The sequence below is a fragment of the Arthrobacter sp. B10-11 genome, from assembly GCF_033142195.1.
GTDB lineage: Bacteria > Actinomycetota > Actinomycetes > Actinomycetales > Micrococcaceae > Arthrobacter > Arthrobacter oryzae_C.
The window spans coordinates 868,765-884,068 of record NZ_JAWMTH010000002.1 but is presented as its reverse complement, the minus strand read 5'-3'; the positions used below and the strand labels follow the sequence as shown (position 1 = coordinate 884,068).

14 protein-coding genes are annotated in these 15,304 nt (G+C 64.2%); 7 read left to right on the top strand and 7 right to left on the bottom strand.

The features are described from left to right. Positions 1–513 precede the first annotated feature (513 nt). Together RW112_RS09745 and RW112_RS09740 are read left to right on the top strand one after the other, a co-directional pair. On the top strand, positions 514–4,989 hold the full coding sequence (locus RW112_RS09745) for a fibronectin type III domain-containing protein (RefSeq protein ID WP_317781544.1): 4,476 nt from the start codon (positions 514–516) through the stop codon (positions 4,987–4,989). 106 nt (positions 4,990–5,095) lie between these two features. Then, positions 5,096–6,097 carry an acyl-CoA thioesterase gene (locus RW112_RS09740; RefSeq protein WP_317781543.1) on the top strand — a complete coding sequence of 334 codons (1,002 nt, stop codon included), beginning with the start codon at positions 5,096–5,098 and terminating at the stop codon, positions 6,095–6,097. Positions 6,098–6,100: 3 nt separating this feature from the next. Here RW112_RS09740 and dnaB read toward each other — a convergent pair whose 3' ends face one another. Then, positions 6,101–7,483 (bottom strand): replicative DNA helicase, encoded by a 1,383-nt coding sequence (dnaB, locus tag RW112_RS09735; protein ID WP_043479700.1) that lies wholly within the window; start codon positions 7,481–7,483, stop codon positions 6,101–6,103. 682 nt (positions 7,484–8,165) lie between these two features. Between dnaB and RW112_RS09730 the strand changes: the two genes are divergently transcribed. Both RW112_RS09730 and RW112_RS09725 read left to right on the top strand, forming a co-directional pair. Further along, positions 8,166–8,633 (top strand): hypothetical protein, encoded by a 468-nt coding sequence (locus tag RW112_RS09730; RefSeq protein WP_317781542.1) that lies wholly within the window; start codon positions 8,166–8,168, stop codon positions 8,631–8,633. A 2-nt stretch (positions 8,634–8,635) separates the two neighbouring features. Continuing rightward, on the top strand, positions 8,636–9,262 hold the full coding sequence (locus RW112_RS09725) for a hypothetical protein (protein ID WP_317781541.1): 627 nt from the start codon (positions 8,636–8,638) through the stop codon (positions 9,260–9,262). A gap of 59 nt (positions 9,263–9,321) precedes the next feature. Here the strand turns inward: RW112_RS09725 and RW112_RS09720 are convergent, their stop codons facing one another. Next, on the bottom strand, positions 9,322–9,696 hold the full coding sequence (locus tag RW112_RS09720; protein WP_317781540.1) for a zf-TFIIB domain-containing protein: 375 nt from the start codon (positions 9,694–9,696) through the stop codon (positions 9,322–9,324). A 75-nt stretch (positions 9,697–9,771) separates the two neighbouring features. Then, positions 9,772–10,398 (bottom strand): FMN reductase, encoded by a 627-nt coding sequence (locus RW112_RS09715; RefSeq protein ID WP_317781539.1) that lies wholly within the window; start codon positions 10,396–10,398, stop codon positions 9,772–9,774. Positions 10,399–10,546: 148 nt separating this feature from the next. On the opposite strand from RW112_RS09715, the gene RW112_RS09710 reads away from it, so the two are divergent. Then, a complete protein-coding gene (locus RW112_RS09710; RefSeq protein WP_317781538.1) occupies positions 10,547–10,969 on the top strand; it encodes a DUF1801 domain-containing protein in 423 nt (140 codons plus the stop codon). Positions 10,970–11,089: 120 nt separating this feature from the next. Here the strand turns inward: RW112_RS09710 and rplI are convergent, their stop codons facing one another. The 4 genes from rplI to rpsF all read right to left on the bottom strand — a co-directional run bounded on the left by rplI (position 11,090) and on the right by rpsF (position 12,862). Then, positions 11,090–11,542, bottom strand: a complete 453-nt coding sequence (rplI, locus tag RW112_RS09705; RefSeq protein ID WP_050057159.1) for a 50S ribosomal protein L9 — start codon at positions 11,540–11,542, stop codon at positions 11,090–11,092. Positions 11,543–11,559: 17 nt separating this feature from the next. Then, positions 11,560–11,799, bottom strand: coding sequence for a 30S ribosomal protein S18 (gene rpsR / locus RW112_RS09700; RefSeq protein WP_003800144.1), 240 nt, complete (start codon positions 11,797–11,799; stop codon positions 11,560–11,562). 126 nt (positions 11,800–11,925) lie between these two features. Then, a complete protein-coding gene (locus tag RW112_RS09695; RefSeq protein WP_317781537.1) occupies positions 11,926–12,501 on the bottom strand; it encodes a single-stranded DNA-binding protein in 576 nt (191 codons plus the stop codon). A gap of 55 nt (positions 12,502–12,556) precedes the next feature. Continuing rightward, the gene (rpsF, locus tag RW112_RS09690) at positions 12,557–12,862 is read right to left on the bottom strand and encodes a 30S ribosomal protein S6 (protein WP_055802737.1); all 306 of its coding nucleotides are present in this window, start codon (positions 12,860–12,862) and stop codon (positions 12,557–12,559) included. Positions 12,863–13,130: 268 nt separating this feature from the next. Here rpsF and RW112_RS09685 point away from each other — a divergent pair, with 268 nt between their 5' ends. Then, entirely contained in the window at positions 13,131–13,799 is a 669-nt protein-coding gene (locus RW112_RS09685) for a DUF1345 domain-containing protein (protein WP_317781536.1), read from the top strand. Between the two features lie 216 nt (positions 13,800–14,015). Beyond that, positions 14,016–15,275: a hypothetical protein gene (locus RW112_RS09680; protein ID WP_317781535.1), complete on the top strand. Its 1,260-nt coding sequence runs from the start codon at positions 14,016–14,018 to the stop codon at positions 15,273–15,275. The last annotated feature ends 29 nt before the right edge of the window (positions 15,276–15,304 follow it).

Below are 15,304 nucleotides of genomic sequence, written 5' to 3'. Positions count from 1 at the left end.
GCGAAAATCAACCCCTCGGGCCAAGCCCCGAGCAAAGCGGGCCGGTCACGCAAGTGGCCGGCCCGCCGTCGTCCATGACCGAAACACAAGCCATTCGCCTGGAATTGTCAGGGCTGGACACTGCGGGAATCTTTCTGCCCTGGCATGAGTATCAACTCACGGCAAACACTTTTGACTAGGTTGTGACATCACCGAACAAAAACTCACAGAAATGAAACAAAAATCCTTGACCTTTGAAACGATCCACTGATAAACCTGTTCCAATACCTCAGGGCAATACAGGCCTTGCCTGCAGGCAACTCCAGCACCACCTGGCTGCAGCCTTGGACCGCGCGGATGAAATGCCAGATATTAATCACTGGCACCATTCGATGCCGCCGGCGCACTGAACGCCCCGGGGATCCATGGTCCGACTCCACTTCCGTCCCGTTCCGTTCCGCATCGAAGTATTGAAACGATACAAAGCCCAACACTGTGGTTGGTATTTTCCACAGGCCATCAAAGGAGATGTTCGTGAGCTATCCCCCGCAACAAAGCATCCGGCAGGACGGCCGTTCCGGCCTCCCGCCGGAAGGACGGTCCGCAACCCGTAACGGGAACGACGACGGGAACGGCCGCGTCGCCCGCGGAGCCGGCAAAGGCCGTTTCTCCGGAGCGCGGATCCCCGGCGCCAGGACCGTCACAGCCGCAGTGGCGGCCGCGGCCGTAGCGTTCACGGGCCTCCCCGCGGTCCACGCGGAAACGCCGCTGCCGCCCGCCGGTTCAGGCTTCCGCTTCGACTTCGGACCGGGGGCCGCCGCTGACGGCTATACCCGGGTGGAGGCCGGTCAGGCGTACAGCGCCGCAGCGACGTTCGGTTTCACGGACACCACCCTGACGTCCGGTGAAGACCGCGGCACCCCCGACCCGTTGCGGTCCGACTTTGTCCAGACCCAGGGCGGCAGCTTTCTGGTGGACCTCCCCAACGGCGATTACACCGTCAAACTCATTGCCGGCGACGCCGCAGCGGCAACGAATATCGCCATCACCGCCGAGAAGATGGCCAAAGTCCAGCTCACGGACAAGCCGGCGGGCCAGTACCTGGAAATGGAATTCCCCATCTCGCTTGTGGACGGGCAGCTGAACCTCGATTTCAGCGGCAGCGCGGCCAAGATCAACTCACTCGTCATCGCTGCCCGTGCACCGCGGACCGCCACTGCGGATCCTGCCGTCTACCTCGCGGGCGACTCCACCGTGCAGACCTACGACGCCGGCTACATCCCGCAGGCCGGCTGGGGCCAGATGATCAACCGCTACTTCGATGACGAGGTTTCCTTTTTCAACCACGCGATCGGCGGACGCAGCTCCAAGAACTTCATCAGCCAGGGCCGGCTGGATGAAATCCTGCGCGTCATCAACCCCGGCGACTACCTGATGGTGCAGTTCGGCCACAACGATGCCACGGTGGGTGTTGATGACCGGTACGCGTCGCCTGCGGACTACAAGGAGTACCTCCGCACCTACGTCAACGGAACCCGCCAGCGGGGAGCCACACCTGTCCTGGTCACACCGGTGGGACGGCGTGACTTCGACGAGGCCACCGGCAAATTCAACGTCAGCTTCCCCGAGTACGTGGCCAAGATGAAGGAACTGGCCGCCGAAGAGAACGTGGCACTGGTGGATCTGTCCGCCCTGAGCCGCGCCTATTTCGATGAAATCGGCCCGGAGGACACCAAGTCGGTCTTCCTCCACGTGGATGCCGGCGTGTACCCCAACCGGCCGAACGGAACCGTGGATAACACCCACTTCCAGGAGTACGGCGCCATCCAGATGGCACGCCTGCTGGCGGGCGGCGTCAAGCAGCTCAGCATCCCGCTGGCCGCACGCGCCAAGGAGGTCATCCCGCCGTCGGCCGTTCCCGCCAAGCCCCTTGGCCTGGTGGCCGGCAGCATCTCCAATGCCGGCGCCCTGCTCAAATGGCAGCCCACCGACGGCGCGGACATCTACAAGGTGTACCGGAAGCTGGCCTCCGAACCGGACAGCGCCTTCACGCTGGCCACTACGGCAACCGTCCCGACAGCAAACCTCGCGGGCCTGGCTGAAGGAACCGCCTACAGCGTGCGGATCGCTGCCATGAACGGAAAGGGCCTGTCCGAGCCCAGCGATGCCCTGGCCCTCACCACCAAAGAGGCCAAGTACAAGTTCGACTTCGGCCCCGTGGGCGCCCCCGTGGAGGCCGGCTACACCGAAGTCAACCGCACCATGGCGTACAGCAAGGCTCGCGGTTACGGCTTCAAGGATCTCTCGGTCCTCGGTGACCGGGACCGCGGTGACGTCACCACCAACCTGCTCCGCGACTTCGTGCTCAGCGGCTCCAGCTTCGAATTCCAGCTGGACGTGCCCAACGGAACCTACGCAGTGAAGACCTATCACAGCGACTGGATCGGCTCGACCCGCACGGACGTGGCGGTGGAAGGCAAGGGCTATGGGCAGGTCTCATCCGGCAAGGCCTCCTCTGCGGAGAAAATCGTCAGCCAGGTCCTGGTGACCGACGGCCAGCTCAATGTCACCATCAGCGGTTCCGGCCAGCGGCTCAACGGCCTGGAAGTCACACCCCTCCTGGTGGGCCCCACCAACCTGCGGACCACCGCCGTGGATGCCGCGGCTGATCCGGCGGCAGTGGAACTCGCCTGGGACGCCGTTGCCGACGCCGCCAGCTACAAGGTGTTCCGGCAGGCAAACTTCGAGGCGCAGCCGCAGCTTGTTGCTGAACACGTCACCGAAACGGCCTTCAAGGACACCACGGCGTTCGCAGGGCTCCCCTACAAGTACTACGTCATCGCCGTGGACAACACCGGCCTCGAGTCAGTGCCGTCAAACACCGTGGAGGTGTCCCTGACGGACCCGAACACGCCACGTCCCGCGGCCCCGGCCAAGGTGGACATCAAGGGCATCGAGAAGAGCAGCGTCAGCCTCAAGTGGCAGAAGGTTAGCGGGGCAGCGGCCTACCATGTGTACCGTTCGACGTCGGCAGACGGCACCTTCGCCTACGCCGGACGCGCCACCGAGGTGACCTTCACGGACACAACGGTGCTGACCACCATCAAGTACTACTACCGCGTTACGGCTGTCAACAAGGGCGGCGAGTCGGCACCGTCACCCGTGATCGGCACGGACAGGGTCACGGTGGTGAACCGGCAGGCGGAGACGCTGGACCGCGCCCCCGTGGCCCTGCTGACGGAAGAAGGCGTCCGCGTCAGCTGGCGGATGCTGGGCCTGGATCCCGAACAGATCGGCTTCCACGTCATCCGCGACGGCGTCCAGCTCACCGTGGATCCGGTCCGGAACAGCACCTCCTACCTTGACGCCGGCGGAACGGCCACATCCACCTACGTGGTCAAGGCTGTGGGCGCCGGCGCAGACCAGCTGACGGCCGAGTTCACGCCAATGTCCCGGAACTACCTGGCCATCAAGCTGGACAAGCCCGCGGACGACTACACCAAGGACGGGCAGCCCTACAGCTACTCCGCCGGAGATGCCAGCGTGGCCGACGTCGACGGCGACGGCGCCTACGAAGTCATCCAGATGTGGTCCCCCTCCAATTCCAAGGACAACTCGCAGGCCGGCTACACCGGCACGGTGTACGTCGACGCGTACAGGATGGACGGCACCAAGCTCTGGCGCATCAACATGGGCCCGAACATCCGTGCCGGCGCCCACTACACCCAGCTGCTCGCCTACGACTTCGACGGCGACGGCAAGGCCGAAATCGCCATGAAGACGGCGGACGGCACCCGGGACGCGGCCGGAACAGTGATCGGCAACCCGAACGCCGACTACAGGACAAGCAGCGGCTACGTCCTCACCGGCGACGAGTTCCTTACCGTTTTCCACGGACAGACCGGCACCATCATGGACACCGTGAAGTACGACCCGCCGCGCGGCGACGTGGCGGCCTGGGGCGACGGCTACGGCAACCGCGTGGACCGCTTCCTCGCGGCAGTGGCATACCTTGACGGCGAACACCCGTCCATGATGTTCAGCCGCGGCTACTACACGCGCGCCGTGCTGGCGACATACGACCTCGTGGCGGGCAAGATCATCAAGCGCTGGATCTTCGACTCGGATGTATCCGGCACGCAGTACCGCGGGCAGGGCAACCACAACCTTTCCGTGGCGGACGTGGATGCGGACGGCAAGGACGAGTTCGTCTTCGGCTCCATGACCATCGATGACAACGGCCAGCCGCTCTACACCACGGGCCTGGGCCACGGCGACGCGATCCACACCAGCGACCTCGATCCGTCGCGGCCCGGGCTGGAGACTTTCGCGGTGCACGAGGACATGGGTTCCAGCGGGAACCGCGGCGCGACATTCCGGGATTCCCGGACCGGTGAAGTCCTGTGGAGCATCCCGGCGTTGAAGGACACCGGCCGCGGCGCAGCCGGCGACATCGACCCCCGCCATGCGGGAGCCGAAGGATGGGCCATCGGCGGCACCGCGGCATGGAACTCGCCCGTGGGCCAGCTGATGTCAGCCAAGGGTGAGCTGATCGCTGAGAAGATTCCCGCCGCCAACTTCCTGGCATGGTGGGACGGTGACCTGCTGCGCGAGATAGTGGACCACGATTTCGACGACGCCACGTACAGCGGGGTGCCCACCATCAGCAAGTGGAACTGGAATACCGCCTCCAGTGACAAGCTGCTGACGGCCGCTGGCGCCAAATCCAACAACGGCACCAAGGGCAATCCAGCCATCCAGGCGGACCTCCTGGGTGACTGGCGTGAGGAAATCGCCTGGCCGTCGTCGGACAGCTCGGAACTGCGGATCTACACCACCGCAGCCGCCACTGACGTCCGCCTGCGGACCCTGATGCACGATCCCGTGTACCGCCTCTCGGTGGCCCGGGAGAACGTCTCCTACAACCAGCCCCCGCACCCGGGCTTCTTCATCGGTGAGGGCATGGAGATGCCGTCCCAGCCGGACATCGCCTACACCGGAGCCCGCTAAGGAACCCACCCCCGAACGGACGCCGCCCCACCCGCATATGGCGGGTGGGGCGGCGTTTGTGTCAGTCCGACCCGCCGGTATGCCGGGTGATCAGTAAACTCTCAGCATGAGCGAGACTGCCGCCAATTCAGTGACCCTCCGCTTCCTTGCGGCCCCCATGGACGTCGGCCACAGCGGCTCCGTGGACGCCGGCACGGTTCTTGAGTGGGTGGACAAGGCGGCCTACGCCGCAGCAGTCGGCTGGGCCAAGTCGTATTGCGTCACGGCCTACGTGGGCAACATCCACTTTGCGGATCCGGTCAACAGCGGCGACATGGTGGAAGTCACCGCCACGATCGTCTACACCGGGCGGTCTTCCATGCACATCCGCACGGTGGTGTCCTCCGGCGATCCCAAGGGCGGACCGGCCACCATGCGCAGCCAGTGCATGGTGATTTTCGTGGCCGTCGGCCCTGACGGCAAGCCTGTGCCCGTGCCGCAGTTCGAACCTTCCACCCCGGAGGAGATCGAGCAGCGGGACCACGCCCTGGCCCGCATCAAGGTGCGCGAGGACATCGTCCAGGCGATGAACGCACAGGAATATACGGACGCCGGCACCGCCGAACGCGTGGTCCTCCGCTTCATGGCAGCCCCCACGGACGTGAACTGGGGCGGCAAGGTGCACGGCGGCATCGTCATGAAATGGATCGACGAGGCCGCCTATGTCTGTGCTTCCCGGTACTGCGGCAGGGACACCGTCGCGGTGTTTTCGGGCGGGGTGCGCTTCTACCGGCCGTTGCTGATCGGCCACGTGGTGGAGGTGGAGGCGCGGCTCGTGTACACCGGCACCAAGGGGATGCATATTGCTGTCCACGTCCGGTCCGGGGATCCCAAGGGCCGGGAGATGAACCTGACCACGTATTGCCTGACCGTCATGGTGGCGAGGGACGCAGCAGGAAACTCGGTGCCGATTCCGCCGTGGGTTCCGGTCTCCGACGAGGACAAGCGCCTCCATGCCCACGCCCGGGAACTTCTGGAGATCCGGGGCCGGGCGCCGGGGAACCGGCTGCCCAATCACCTTCTCACCACGGGCGGAGTCCAGGAGACCCCGTGGGCCGGTGGCCAGTAGCCGCTAGAAGCCGCCGCCTCCGGCGTCGGCCGCCATGTTGGCGAACCGCGAGTAGTGGCCCTGGAAGGCCACCACGATGTCCTTGGTGGGGCCGTTACGGTGCTTGGCGATCAGGATGTCCGCCTCACCGGCCCGCGGCGATTCCTTGTCGTAGACGTCCTCACGGTGAAGCAGGATGACCATGTCGGCATCCTGCTCGATGGAGCCCGATTCACGGAGGTCAGAGACCATCGGCCGCTTGTCCTGGCGCTGTTCAGAGCCACGGTTCAACTGCGACAGGGCAATCACGGGCACCTGGAGTTCCTTGGCCAGCAGCTTCAGCGCACGGGAGAACTCGGAGACTTCCTGCTGGCGGGACTCCACCTTCTTGCCGGAGCTCATGAGCTGCAAGTAGTCAAGGATGACCAGCTTGAGGTCGTGCTGCTGCTTGAGCCGGCGGCATTTCGCCCGGATCTCCATCAGCGACATGTTGGGGCTGTCGTCAATGAACAGCGGGGCGTCGTTCATCCGGCCCATGGTGGTGGCGATCTTGGACCATTGCTCGTCCTTGATGGTGCCCTTGCGGAGGTCCTGGAGGCCAATGGTGGCTTCCGCGGAGAGGAGGCGCATGGCAATTTCGTTCCGGCCCATTTCCAGCGAGAACATCACCGTGGCCAGGTTGTTCTTGATCGCAGCGGACCGGGCGAAGTCCAGTGCGAACGTGGACTTACCGACTGCCGGGCGGGCCGCGATAACGATCATCTGGCCCGGGTGCAGGCCGTGGGTGAGCTCATCCAGTTCGTAGAAGCCCGTGGGGACGCCCACCATCCCCTCGCCGCGGTGGCCGGAGGCCTCAATCTCGTCCACCGTGGATTCCATGACGTCCTTGAGGACCACATAGTCTTCGGCGGTGCGCCGCTCGGCCACGGCGTACACCTCGGCCTGCGCCTGGTTGACGAGGTCTTCCACTTCGCCGTCAGAGCCGTAGCCAAGCTGGACGATCTTGGTCCCGGCATTGACCAGCCGGCGCAGGACGGCACGCTCCGCAACGATTTCCGCATAGTATCCGGCGTTGGCCGCCGTGGGGACGGTCTGGATGAGTTCGTGCAAGTACGCGGGTCCGCCGATCCTGTTGATCTCGCCGCGCTTGGTGAGCTCGTCGGACACCGTCACGGCATCGGCGGGCTCGCCGCGGCCGTAGAGGTCAATCACGGCCTCGTAGATGGTCTCGTGGGCGGGACGGTAGAAGTCCTGGCCCCGCAGGATCTCAACGACATCGGCAATGGCGTCCTTGGACAGCATCATGCCGCCCAGGACGGATTGCTCGGCGGGAATGTCCTGCGGCGGCTTGCGGCTGCCTTCGGAACTCCGGGTGCCCTCGATTGAGTCCAGGTGCGTAACTGACAAAGCTGCCGTCCTCCGTTGTGTACCGCGGCGGGTTCTCTTGCCGTCGGTGCTGTAGCTATCTGTCGTCGGGTGGCCTGCGCAGCGGAGCCCCGCTGCCTGGCAGGTCCAGTACTACCAGCCGGCACTGACAGCCCTTCCAAGGGCCGGGCCGGCACCGGCTGTTTCGGCGGTAAATCCAGTTATCCCCAGTTTGCGGAGGTTATCCACAATCGAGCATCCGGGCCCGCCGCCTGGTGTACGCCGAAGGCTTCGGCCGGACGGTGGAAATCACGTGCTTATGCCCCAAAAACAGGTATCCCGCTACGTTAGTACCCCTTGTCGCGGCCACCAAGCCCACATACATGCACAGCTGTGGATAAGTTGTGGACTACGTGCCCCTGCTTGTGCACAGCCTGTGTGGCAACCTGTGGAAATAAAAAAAGTTTGGCGACCGGCAGGCCCCTGACCTGCGGAAACGTTCCAAATGACTTGTGGATGAAAGATATTTTTGGGGAACATTCATCCACAGCTTTCAGGTTCCCACTGGGGATACCGGCCAGTAATCCGGCGCGTCAGGAGCCAAACATGCCCATTCTGTGATGTACGCCACCATCGCGGGGGCGAATTGACGCCTGCACCGCGGCGCTGTATGCGCCCGTCAGAATATGCTGTGGATAACGGCGAACTGGCATAAGCTCTTGGTATGGGCGATGTGTTGATAGTTATCCTGCCTGCCCTCATCCTTGTGGCAGTGATCTGGGCGGTTTCCACGGCACTCAAACCGCGGGACTCCGGCATCTCCGACGCAGAGCGCTACCAGCTGGAACTGGCCCTCCGGTCCCAGGCGCACTACGCCTCACAGGTGAAGGCCGCCACGGCGGCGAGGGCGCGCGTTGATGCGGCCACCCGCCCTAGCCAAAACGAGCAGCAGCAATCACAGCAGGCCGACCATGCGCGTGCGGCCTTGCGCGCCCAGGCCGGGTCAGGCCCGGGCGTGGGAATGCACGGCTACCAGGGTCCTGTGCTACCCGGCGGCCAATTGAACCCGCAGTTCGCCCTGCAGCTTCAGTCCATGGTCCGCAATGGCCGGAAACTCCAAGCCATCAAAATGCTGCGGCAGGCAACGCATTCAGATCTTTTGACCGCCAAGAATTACATAGATCGGCTGTAGCAATGGAATCGCTAGTCATCCCCGTCCTGATCCTGCTGCTTGCGGGTGCCGCCGTCCTGCTGGTGGCACGCGCCTGGGGACGGCGAACCGCCGGCTCCGGGGTTTCCACCGCCGGCGCAGGCGGGGCGAAGGCGGACAGCGCCAAGGGGTCCACGACCCCGGCAGGCGGCACCACCGCGCCCGGAGATCCGGTGGAACGCGCCCGTGCCGCGGCAGCCAAGCTCACTGAGGACCAGCACCGGCGCCTTTACGCCCTCATCGCCCAGGGCCAGGCCATGGCGGCCATCAAGCTGTACTACGAAGCCTCTGGCGAGGGCCTGCGGGCCTCCCGCGACGCCGTCGGCGCCCTGGCCGCCCATCCGCAGCCGTTCCGTTCAGCGGCCCCTGAGGCGCCGGATCCCGACGACGACGACACTCCCCAGCACTTCCCCTACCGCTACCGGGCCATCGCCAGCAAGGGCGATGTGACCCGCGAGGTCAGCAGCAACATGCTGAACGACGAAATCTACGGCCGGATCCGCACCCTGGCCAGGAGCGGCGACACCGAAGCGGCAGCAACGGCGCTGACGCGGCACTCAGACATCTCCATGAAACAGGCCAGGGAGTTCATCGCCCTGCTCGACGATTGATCCACCGGGACGATTGATCCACCGGGACGCCGGTACTGGCAGGCCGCAGAAATCAGGCCTCAGAAATCAAAGAGCTCGCCGAGCCAGCCTTCCTTCTTCTTGGGCCGCCGGCGGTCGTCATACCGGCGGTCGTCATAGCGCGGCTGGTCGTACCGGGGCCGTTCCCGGCGGTCGTCATAGCGTCGATCGTCCGGCCGCCGGTCATCCCGGCGAGGGTCCAGGTTGCCGTACAGCGGCGGCGGAATAAGCCCGGGAGCAGGAGGGGTGGCCGGCGGAGCCGCGGGAGCCGGACCTGCCATCTCAGCCGCGCGGTCTATGATCTTGTCCAGTTCACCGCGGTCAAGCCACACGCCCCGGCACTGCGGGCAGTAGTCGATCTCCACGCCGCTGCGCTCACTCATTACCAGGTCTATAGAATCCACAGGACATTTCATGTCCCGCTCAACGACTGGAACCTTCGATTAGTTCGGCGGGCACCGGGCTGCTGCCGGGGACCTGGCGCCGGCAGCCTAGCGGCCGCCGGAGATCCCGGCCAGGAGCTGCTCAAACGGCAGCGACCCGGCGGCCTGCGGCGTCCGCCGCGGCCGGGCGTCCTTGACGAGTCCGGCGAACTCATCCGCTGCCCGGTCGATCCGCACCGAAAGGGGCGAGCCGCCGTCGTCCGTGCTGCCCCAGTCCTGGGGACCGGCGAAGACGCCCGTGGCGGCTGTGCGGGTCCGCAGGTAGCTGAAGAGCGGGCGCATCGCATAGTCCAGAACCATCTGGTGGCGGTCGGTGCCCCCGGTTGCGCCAAGGAGGACAGCCTTGCCCTCGAGCGATTTCGGATCCAGGACGTCGAAGAAGGACTTGAAGAGGCCGCTATAGGAGGCGCTGAAGACCGGGGTGACGGCAATGATGCCATCTGAGTCCGCCACGCCGGCAATCACGTCGGCCAGCCGGGGCGCCGCGTAACCGGTCACGAAATTGTTGGCAATGTCCACGGCGAGATCGCGGAGTTCCACCACGTCAACGGTCACTGCAAAGCCGGCAGCAACCAGCCGGCGTTCGACTGAAGCAGCCAGTTGATCGGCCAGCAACCTGCTCGACGACGGTACGCCAAGTCCGGCGGAGAGGACGGTGATGCGGCGGGTTTCCACGGTTTGCTCCTGAAGGTAAGCGGTTCTCTTAGATTATATGCGTTTGCATCTATCCACTCAACCAGCCAACCCTCGGGTTTATTCCGCGGCACCGCCCCCCGAGGTCGGGCCTGCTGACAAGCGCAGCGGCGTCTGCCAGACTGCCGTCATGGCTGAAAACAAGACCCAGGCAACCGACGCCTCCGTGGAGGACTTCCTAGACGGCGTGGAGAACCCCACACGCCAGCGGGACGGCCTGAGGCTGCTGGCCCTCATGAAGGAAAACACCGGCGAAGTGCCCGTGATGTGGGGTCCCGGCATCGTGGGATTCGGCAGTTACCACTACCGCTACGAAAGCGGCCGCGAGGGGGACACAGTGGCCGTCGGTTTCTCACCGCGGAAGGGGAGCATTTCACTGTACGGACTCACCTACGCGCCCGAGGCCGCAGAACTGCTGCCGCGGCTCGGCAAGCACAAGGTGGGCGCTGGATGCCTCTACGTCAACAAGCTCGAGGACGTGGACGAAACGGTCCTGGCGGAACTCATCCGGGCAGGCCACCGGCACTCCACCACCGTGATGCACCAGGACTAGCCCCGGGACCGACGGGCCTTAAGAACAAAGGCCCCCGCGTCCGGTTTCCCAACGGAATCCGAATGCGGGGGCCTTCAGCAGTTCAGGACTGCGTAGAGCTCTGGCGAAAAGCCGGAAGAACTACTTGCCTGCGACTACGTCGAGTTCGATCACAGCGGCAACGTCGTCGTGCAGACGAACGTTGGCCTGGTAGGAACCGACCGACTTGATGTGTGCCGGCAGTTCAACCTTGCGCTTGTCGATGCGGCCGAGGCCAGCGGCCTCAACAGCGTCGGCTACGTCGCCCTGCTTGACGGTGCCGAACAGGCGTCCGGTCTCGCCAGCCTTGACAACGAGCTTGACCGGCTTGGCGGAGAGTGCAGCGGCCTGCTTCTGAGCGTCTTCCAGGGAAGCGTGCTCGCGGGCGGCACGGGCAGCCTTGATGGACTCAACCTGCTTCTCGCCACCCTTGGACCAGGTCAGGGCGAAGTTGCGGGGCAGCAGGTAGTTACGTGCGTAACCGTCCTTGACCTCGACAACGTCGCCAGCAGCACCGAGACCGGTTACTTCGTGGGTCAGAATGAGCTTTGCCATTTTAGTTAATCCCTTCCTTAGCCGCGGCCAGCGCCGGAGTAAGGCAGCAGGGCAACTTCGCGGGCGTTCTTGATTGCCTGTGCGATCTTGCGCTGTTCCTGCACCGTGACGCCAGTGACGCGACGGGCGCGGATCTTTCCGCGGTCGGAGATGAACTTGCGCAGCAATGCTACGTCCTTGTAGTCGATGACAGTGATGTCAGCGGCCTTCAAGGGGTTGGACTTTGGTTTGGGCTTACGGAGTTCAGCCTTAGCCATCGTGGAGCTCCTATTCTAGGGAGCCCGTGGATATTGATCCACGGGATGGTGGTGGTTCGACGGCGGCACTCACCCGGGAGCCGTGAGGCATCCCGGCGGGTTCCGGCGCCGGACCTGAATTATTGGTTAGAAGGGAGGTTCGGAATCCGGGCCGTTGCCCCAGCCGCCGCCTGCATTGCTGACACCAGGCGTTGCCCAGGGGTCTTCCTGCGCTGCGGGCTGGTTGCCGCCCCAGTTTCCTCCGGTGTTGCCGCCCTGGTTTGCACCCTGGCCGCCACCGAATCCACCGCCGCTGTTGCCGCCGCCGAAGCCACCCTGACCACCCTGACCGCCGGAGCGCTGGGTGCGGTTGACCTTGGCGTTGGCGTAGCGCAGGCTCGGGCCGATTTCATCGACTTCGAGCTCGATAACGGTGCGCTTTTCGCCTTCTTTGGTTTCGTAGGAACGGCTCTTCAAACGGCCGGAAACGATAACGCGCATGCCCTTTGTAAGGGATTCCGCGACGTTTTCGGCTGCTTCACGCCACACCGAAGCGCGGAGGAACAGGGTTTCCCCGTCCTTCCACTCGTTCGACTGGCGATCGAAGGTGCGGGGCGTAGAAGCGATGGTGAAATTCGCTACTGCCGAACCTGACGGTGTGAACCTCAGTTCGGGGTCATTGGTGAGATTACCGATGACCGTAATAGTGGTTTCGCCTGCCATCTACTGCCTCCTTGTTCGTTCCTGCGGGGTAAAGATTGAATGCCGGGAGCTGAAATTACTCAGCAACGACCTTCTGCTCTTCGGGGCGGGTGATCTTGGTGCGCATGATGGTCTCATTGAGACTCAGCTGGCGGTCAAGTTCCTTGGCGGTGTCCGGCTTGGCGGTGAAGTTCACCACTGCGTAGATACCTTCAGACTTCTTCTTGATTTCGTAAGCCAGGCGACGACGGCCCCAGATGTCAACCTTTTCGATGGTTCCACCATCGTTGGTGATGACGTTCAGGAACTTCTGAAGCGTTGGCTCAACGGTACGCTCTTCGACCTCGGGGTCGATGATTACCATCAATTCGTAAGGACGCATATGTGAACCCACCTCCTTTGGGCTAAGCGGTTACGGCATTTCCGTAACAGGAGGTTCATTTGCGATGCCGTGCACGCCCGGTCACCAAAACGGAGGCAGGACGCAGCACAGACTTCAATATCTTAGTGCATTTAGGCCCGTTTCGGCGATTCGTGACCCGTTCAGGCTAGCCCCGGGGCCGTGCCGGGTGGAAACGCCCCCGGACGCTATGTGGAAAAAGCCGTCCGGAGCCCGGTCCGACGTGTTTGTTTGGCTAGAGTATCGACACATGGACACCAGCCCTCTGCCCGCCAAGGTCAAACGAAGCCGGCTGCGGTTCCTTGCCATGGTTGCTGCCGGCCTGGCCGCCGCGGCGGCCACCGGGCTGTCCGGGCATTGGGTGCAGGCGCCGGCCGTCGGATGGGGCAGCGCCGCACTCGTCTACGTTGCCTGGGTGTGGCTTGTGGTGGGGAGGCTCGGCCCTGCGGAGACTCGCGCCCACGCCACTTCCGAGGACCCGTCACGCAATACCACCGACCTGCTGATCCTGGTGGCCAACTTTTCCAGCCTGGCCGCAGTCGCCGTCGTCGTCGTGGACTCCCACCGGTCCGACGGCGGAGAGCAACTGAGCGGCGGGCTGTTGGCCCTGGCGTGCGTCGCGGTGTCGTGGGTCCTGGTGCAGACCCTTTTCACCCTGCGCTACGCCGAGCTGTACTACAGTCCCGGGAAGCGGGGCGCAAAAGATGCAGGCGGCATCGATTTCAACCAGGAACGGCCGCCGCAATACACGGATTTCGCCTATTTGGCCACGAGTCTTGGCATGACGTACCAAGTGTCGGACACGAATCTCCAGAACCACCTGATCAGGGCTGAAGCGCTCAAACACAGCCTGCTTTCCTATCTCTTCGGCACCATCATCCTTGCCACGACCATCAATCTGGTGATCGGACTCGCCTGACTGCTGCACTGTTTCCGACTCCCCGTCGGCGACCTTGACTAGCCGCGGTCCTTGACCCATCGGAGCCCGAAGAGGACCATGTCACAAGTACCGGTCTCACCTCGGCGACGTTAGGGGTAGGCCATGGGCAAAAACACTCATCGGAGGACGGTTAAGGCCGAACGAATTGGCCTCGGCGTCCTCATTGCATCCGCATTGCTTGCCTCAGGTCCGTCCTTGGTTTGGGATCAGGCGCAGTCCTCGGCCGCCCCGGCCCTGGCCGCGGACGCTCCCGGCCCCGCGCAGCTGCGACAGGTTGACGGCGGCCCGGACTACTTCGCGAAGTTTCCCAATTCGCTGCCCTCCGATCCCTCGTACTTCCCCGTCGGAGTCTGGCTGGAAAGCCTCATGGAACCCACCGACGCGCCGAAAGACCGTCAGGCCGGGCTCAATCTCTACGTTGACCTGACCAGCACTTCCGACATCACGCACGCCACCAACCAAGGCATGCGCGCCCTGACCAGCGTTGCAGTATCGTCTGCCGCAGGATGGGTCATCGCAGACGAACCGGACATGTGGGCCGGTCCCGGAAATGCCGCCTGGACCGGTAACTGGCCGGGAATGGGTCCGATTTGCGCCCCGGAGACCGAACGCTGCGGCTATACGGTCCAGCGCGAAGCCCGCAAGAGCGTTCCCGCGGGAGCGCTGGTCTATGGCAATTACGGCAAAGGCGTGACCTTCTGGGAAACCAATGAGCAGGCCGCCGTCTTCGTCAATGAATTCCAGGACGTGGTGTCCGCGGATAACTACTGGTTCACCGACCCCTACATTTGCGGCCCTTCAGAGGGCGGCGGCGTATTCGCGGCCGGAACCGGGCTGGCACCTGAGAAATGCAGGCTGGCCGCCAACTACGGCTGGACTGTCGACCGCGTGCGTTCCCTGGTGCAGCCGGCCATGAGCAAACCCGTCTGGGCATTCGTGGAAGTGGGCCATCCCTTCACGGACCCTAATGCCCCCACCATCTCCGGACCGCAGATCCGCGCTGCCGTGTGGAGCAGCCTCATCCACGGTGCCAGGGGGGTTGTGTACTTCAACCACAACTTCGGCGGCGACTGCCTGTCCCAGCATGTCCTGAGGGACCCCTGCGGAGAGGCGGTCAGGCCGTGGGTGACTGAGGTGAACGGGCAGATAGCCCGGCTGGCACCCGTGCTCAACGCGCCGTTCCTGGACAACGCCCTGGCCCACGGCGACGGTGTGGACGCGGCTGTGAAAGTCCATGGCGGCTCGCTGTATGTCCTTGCCGGATCGGCGCAGGCAGGGCAGCAGGATGCACTGTTCCGGCTGAACTGCCTGGCGGGCACGGACGCCGCCGTGACCGTCCTGGATGAAAACCGCACCGTGTCCATGACCAAGGGTGCCTTCACCGACCACTTTGCCGACGGCAACGCCGTCCATCTTTACCGGATCGACGGAGCCGCAGCGTCCTGTCTCAGGTGACGGGGCCCTGTGTCAGGTGACGGGCGGCC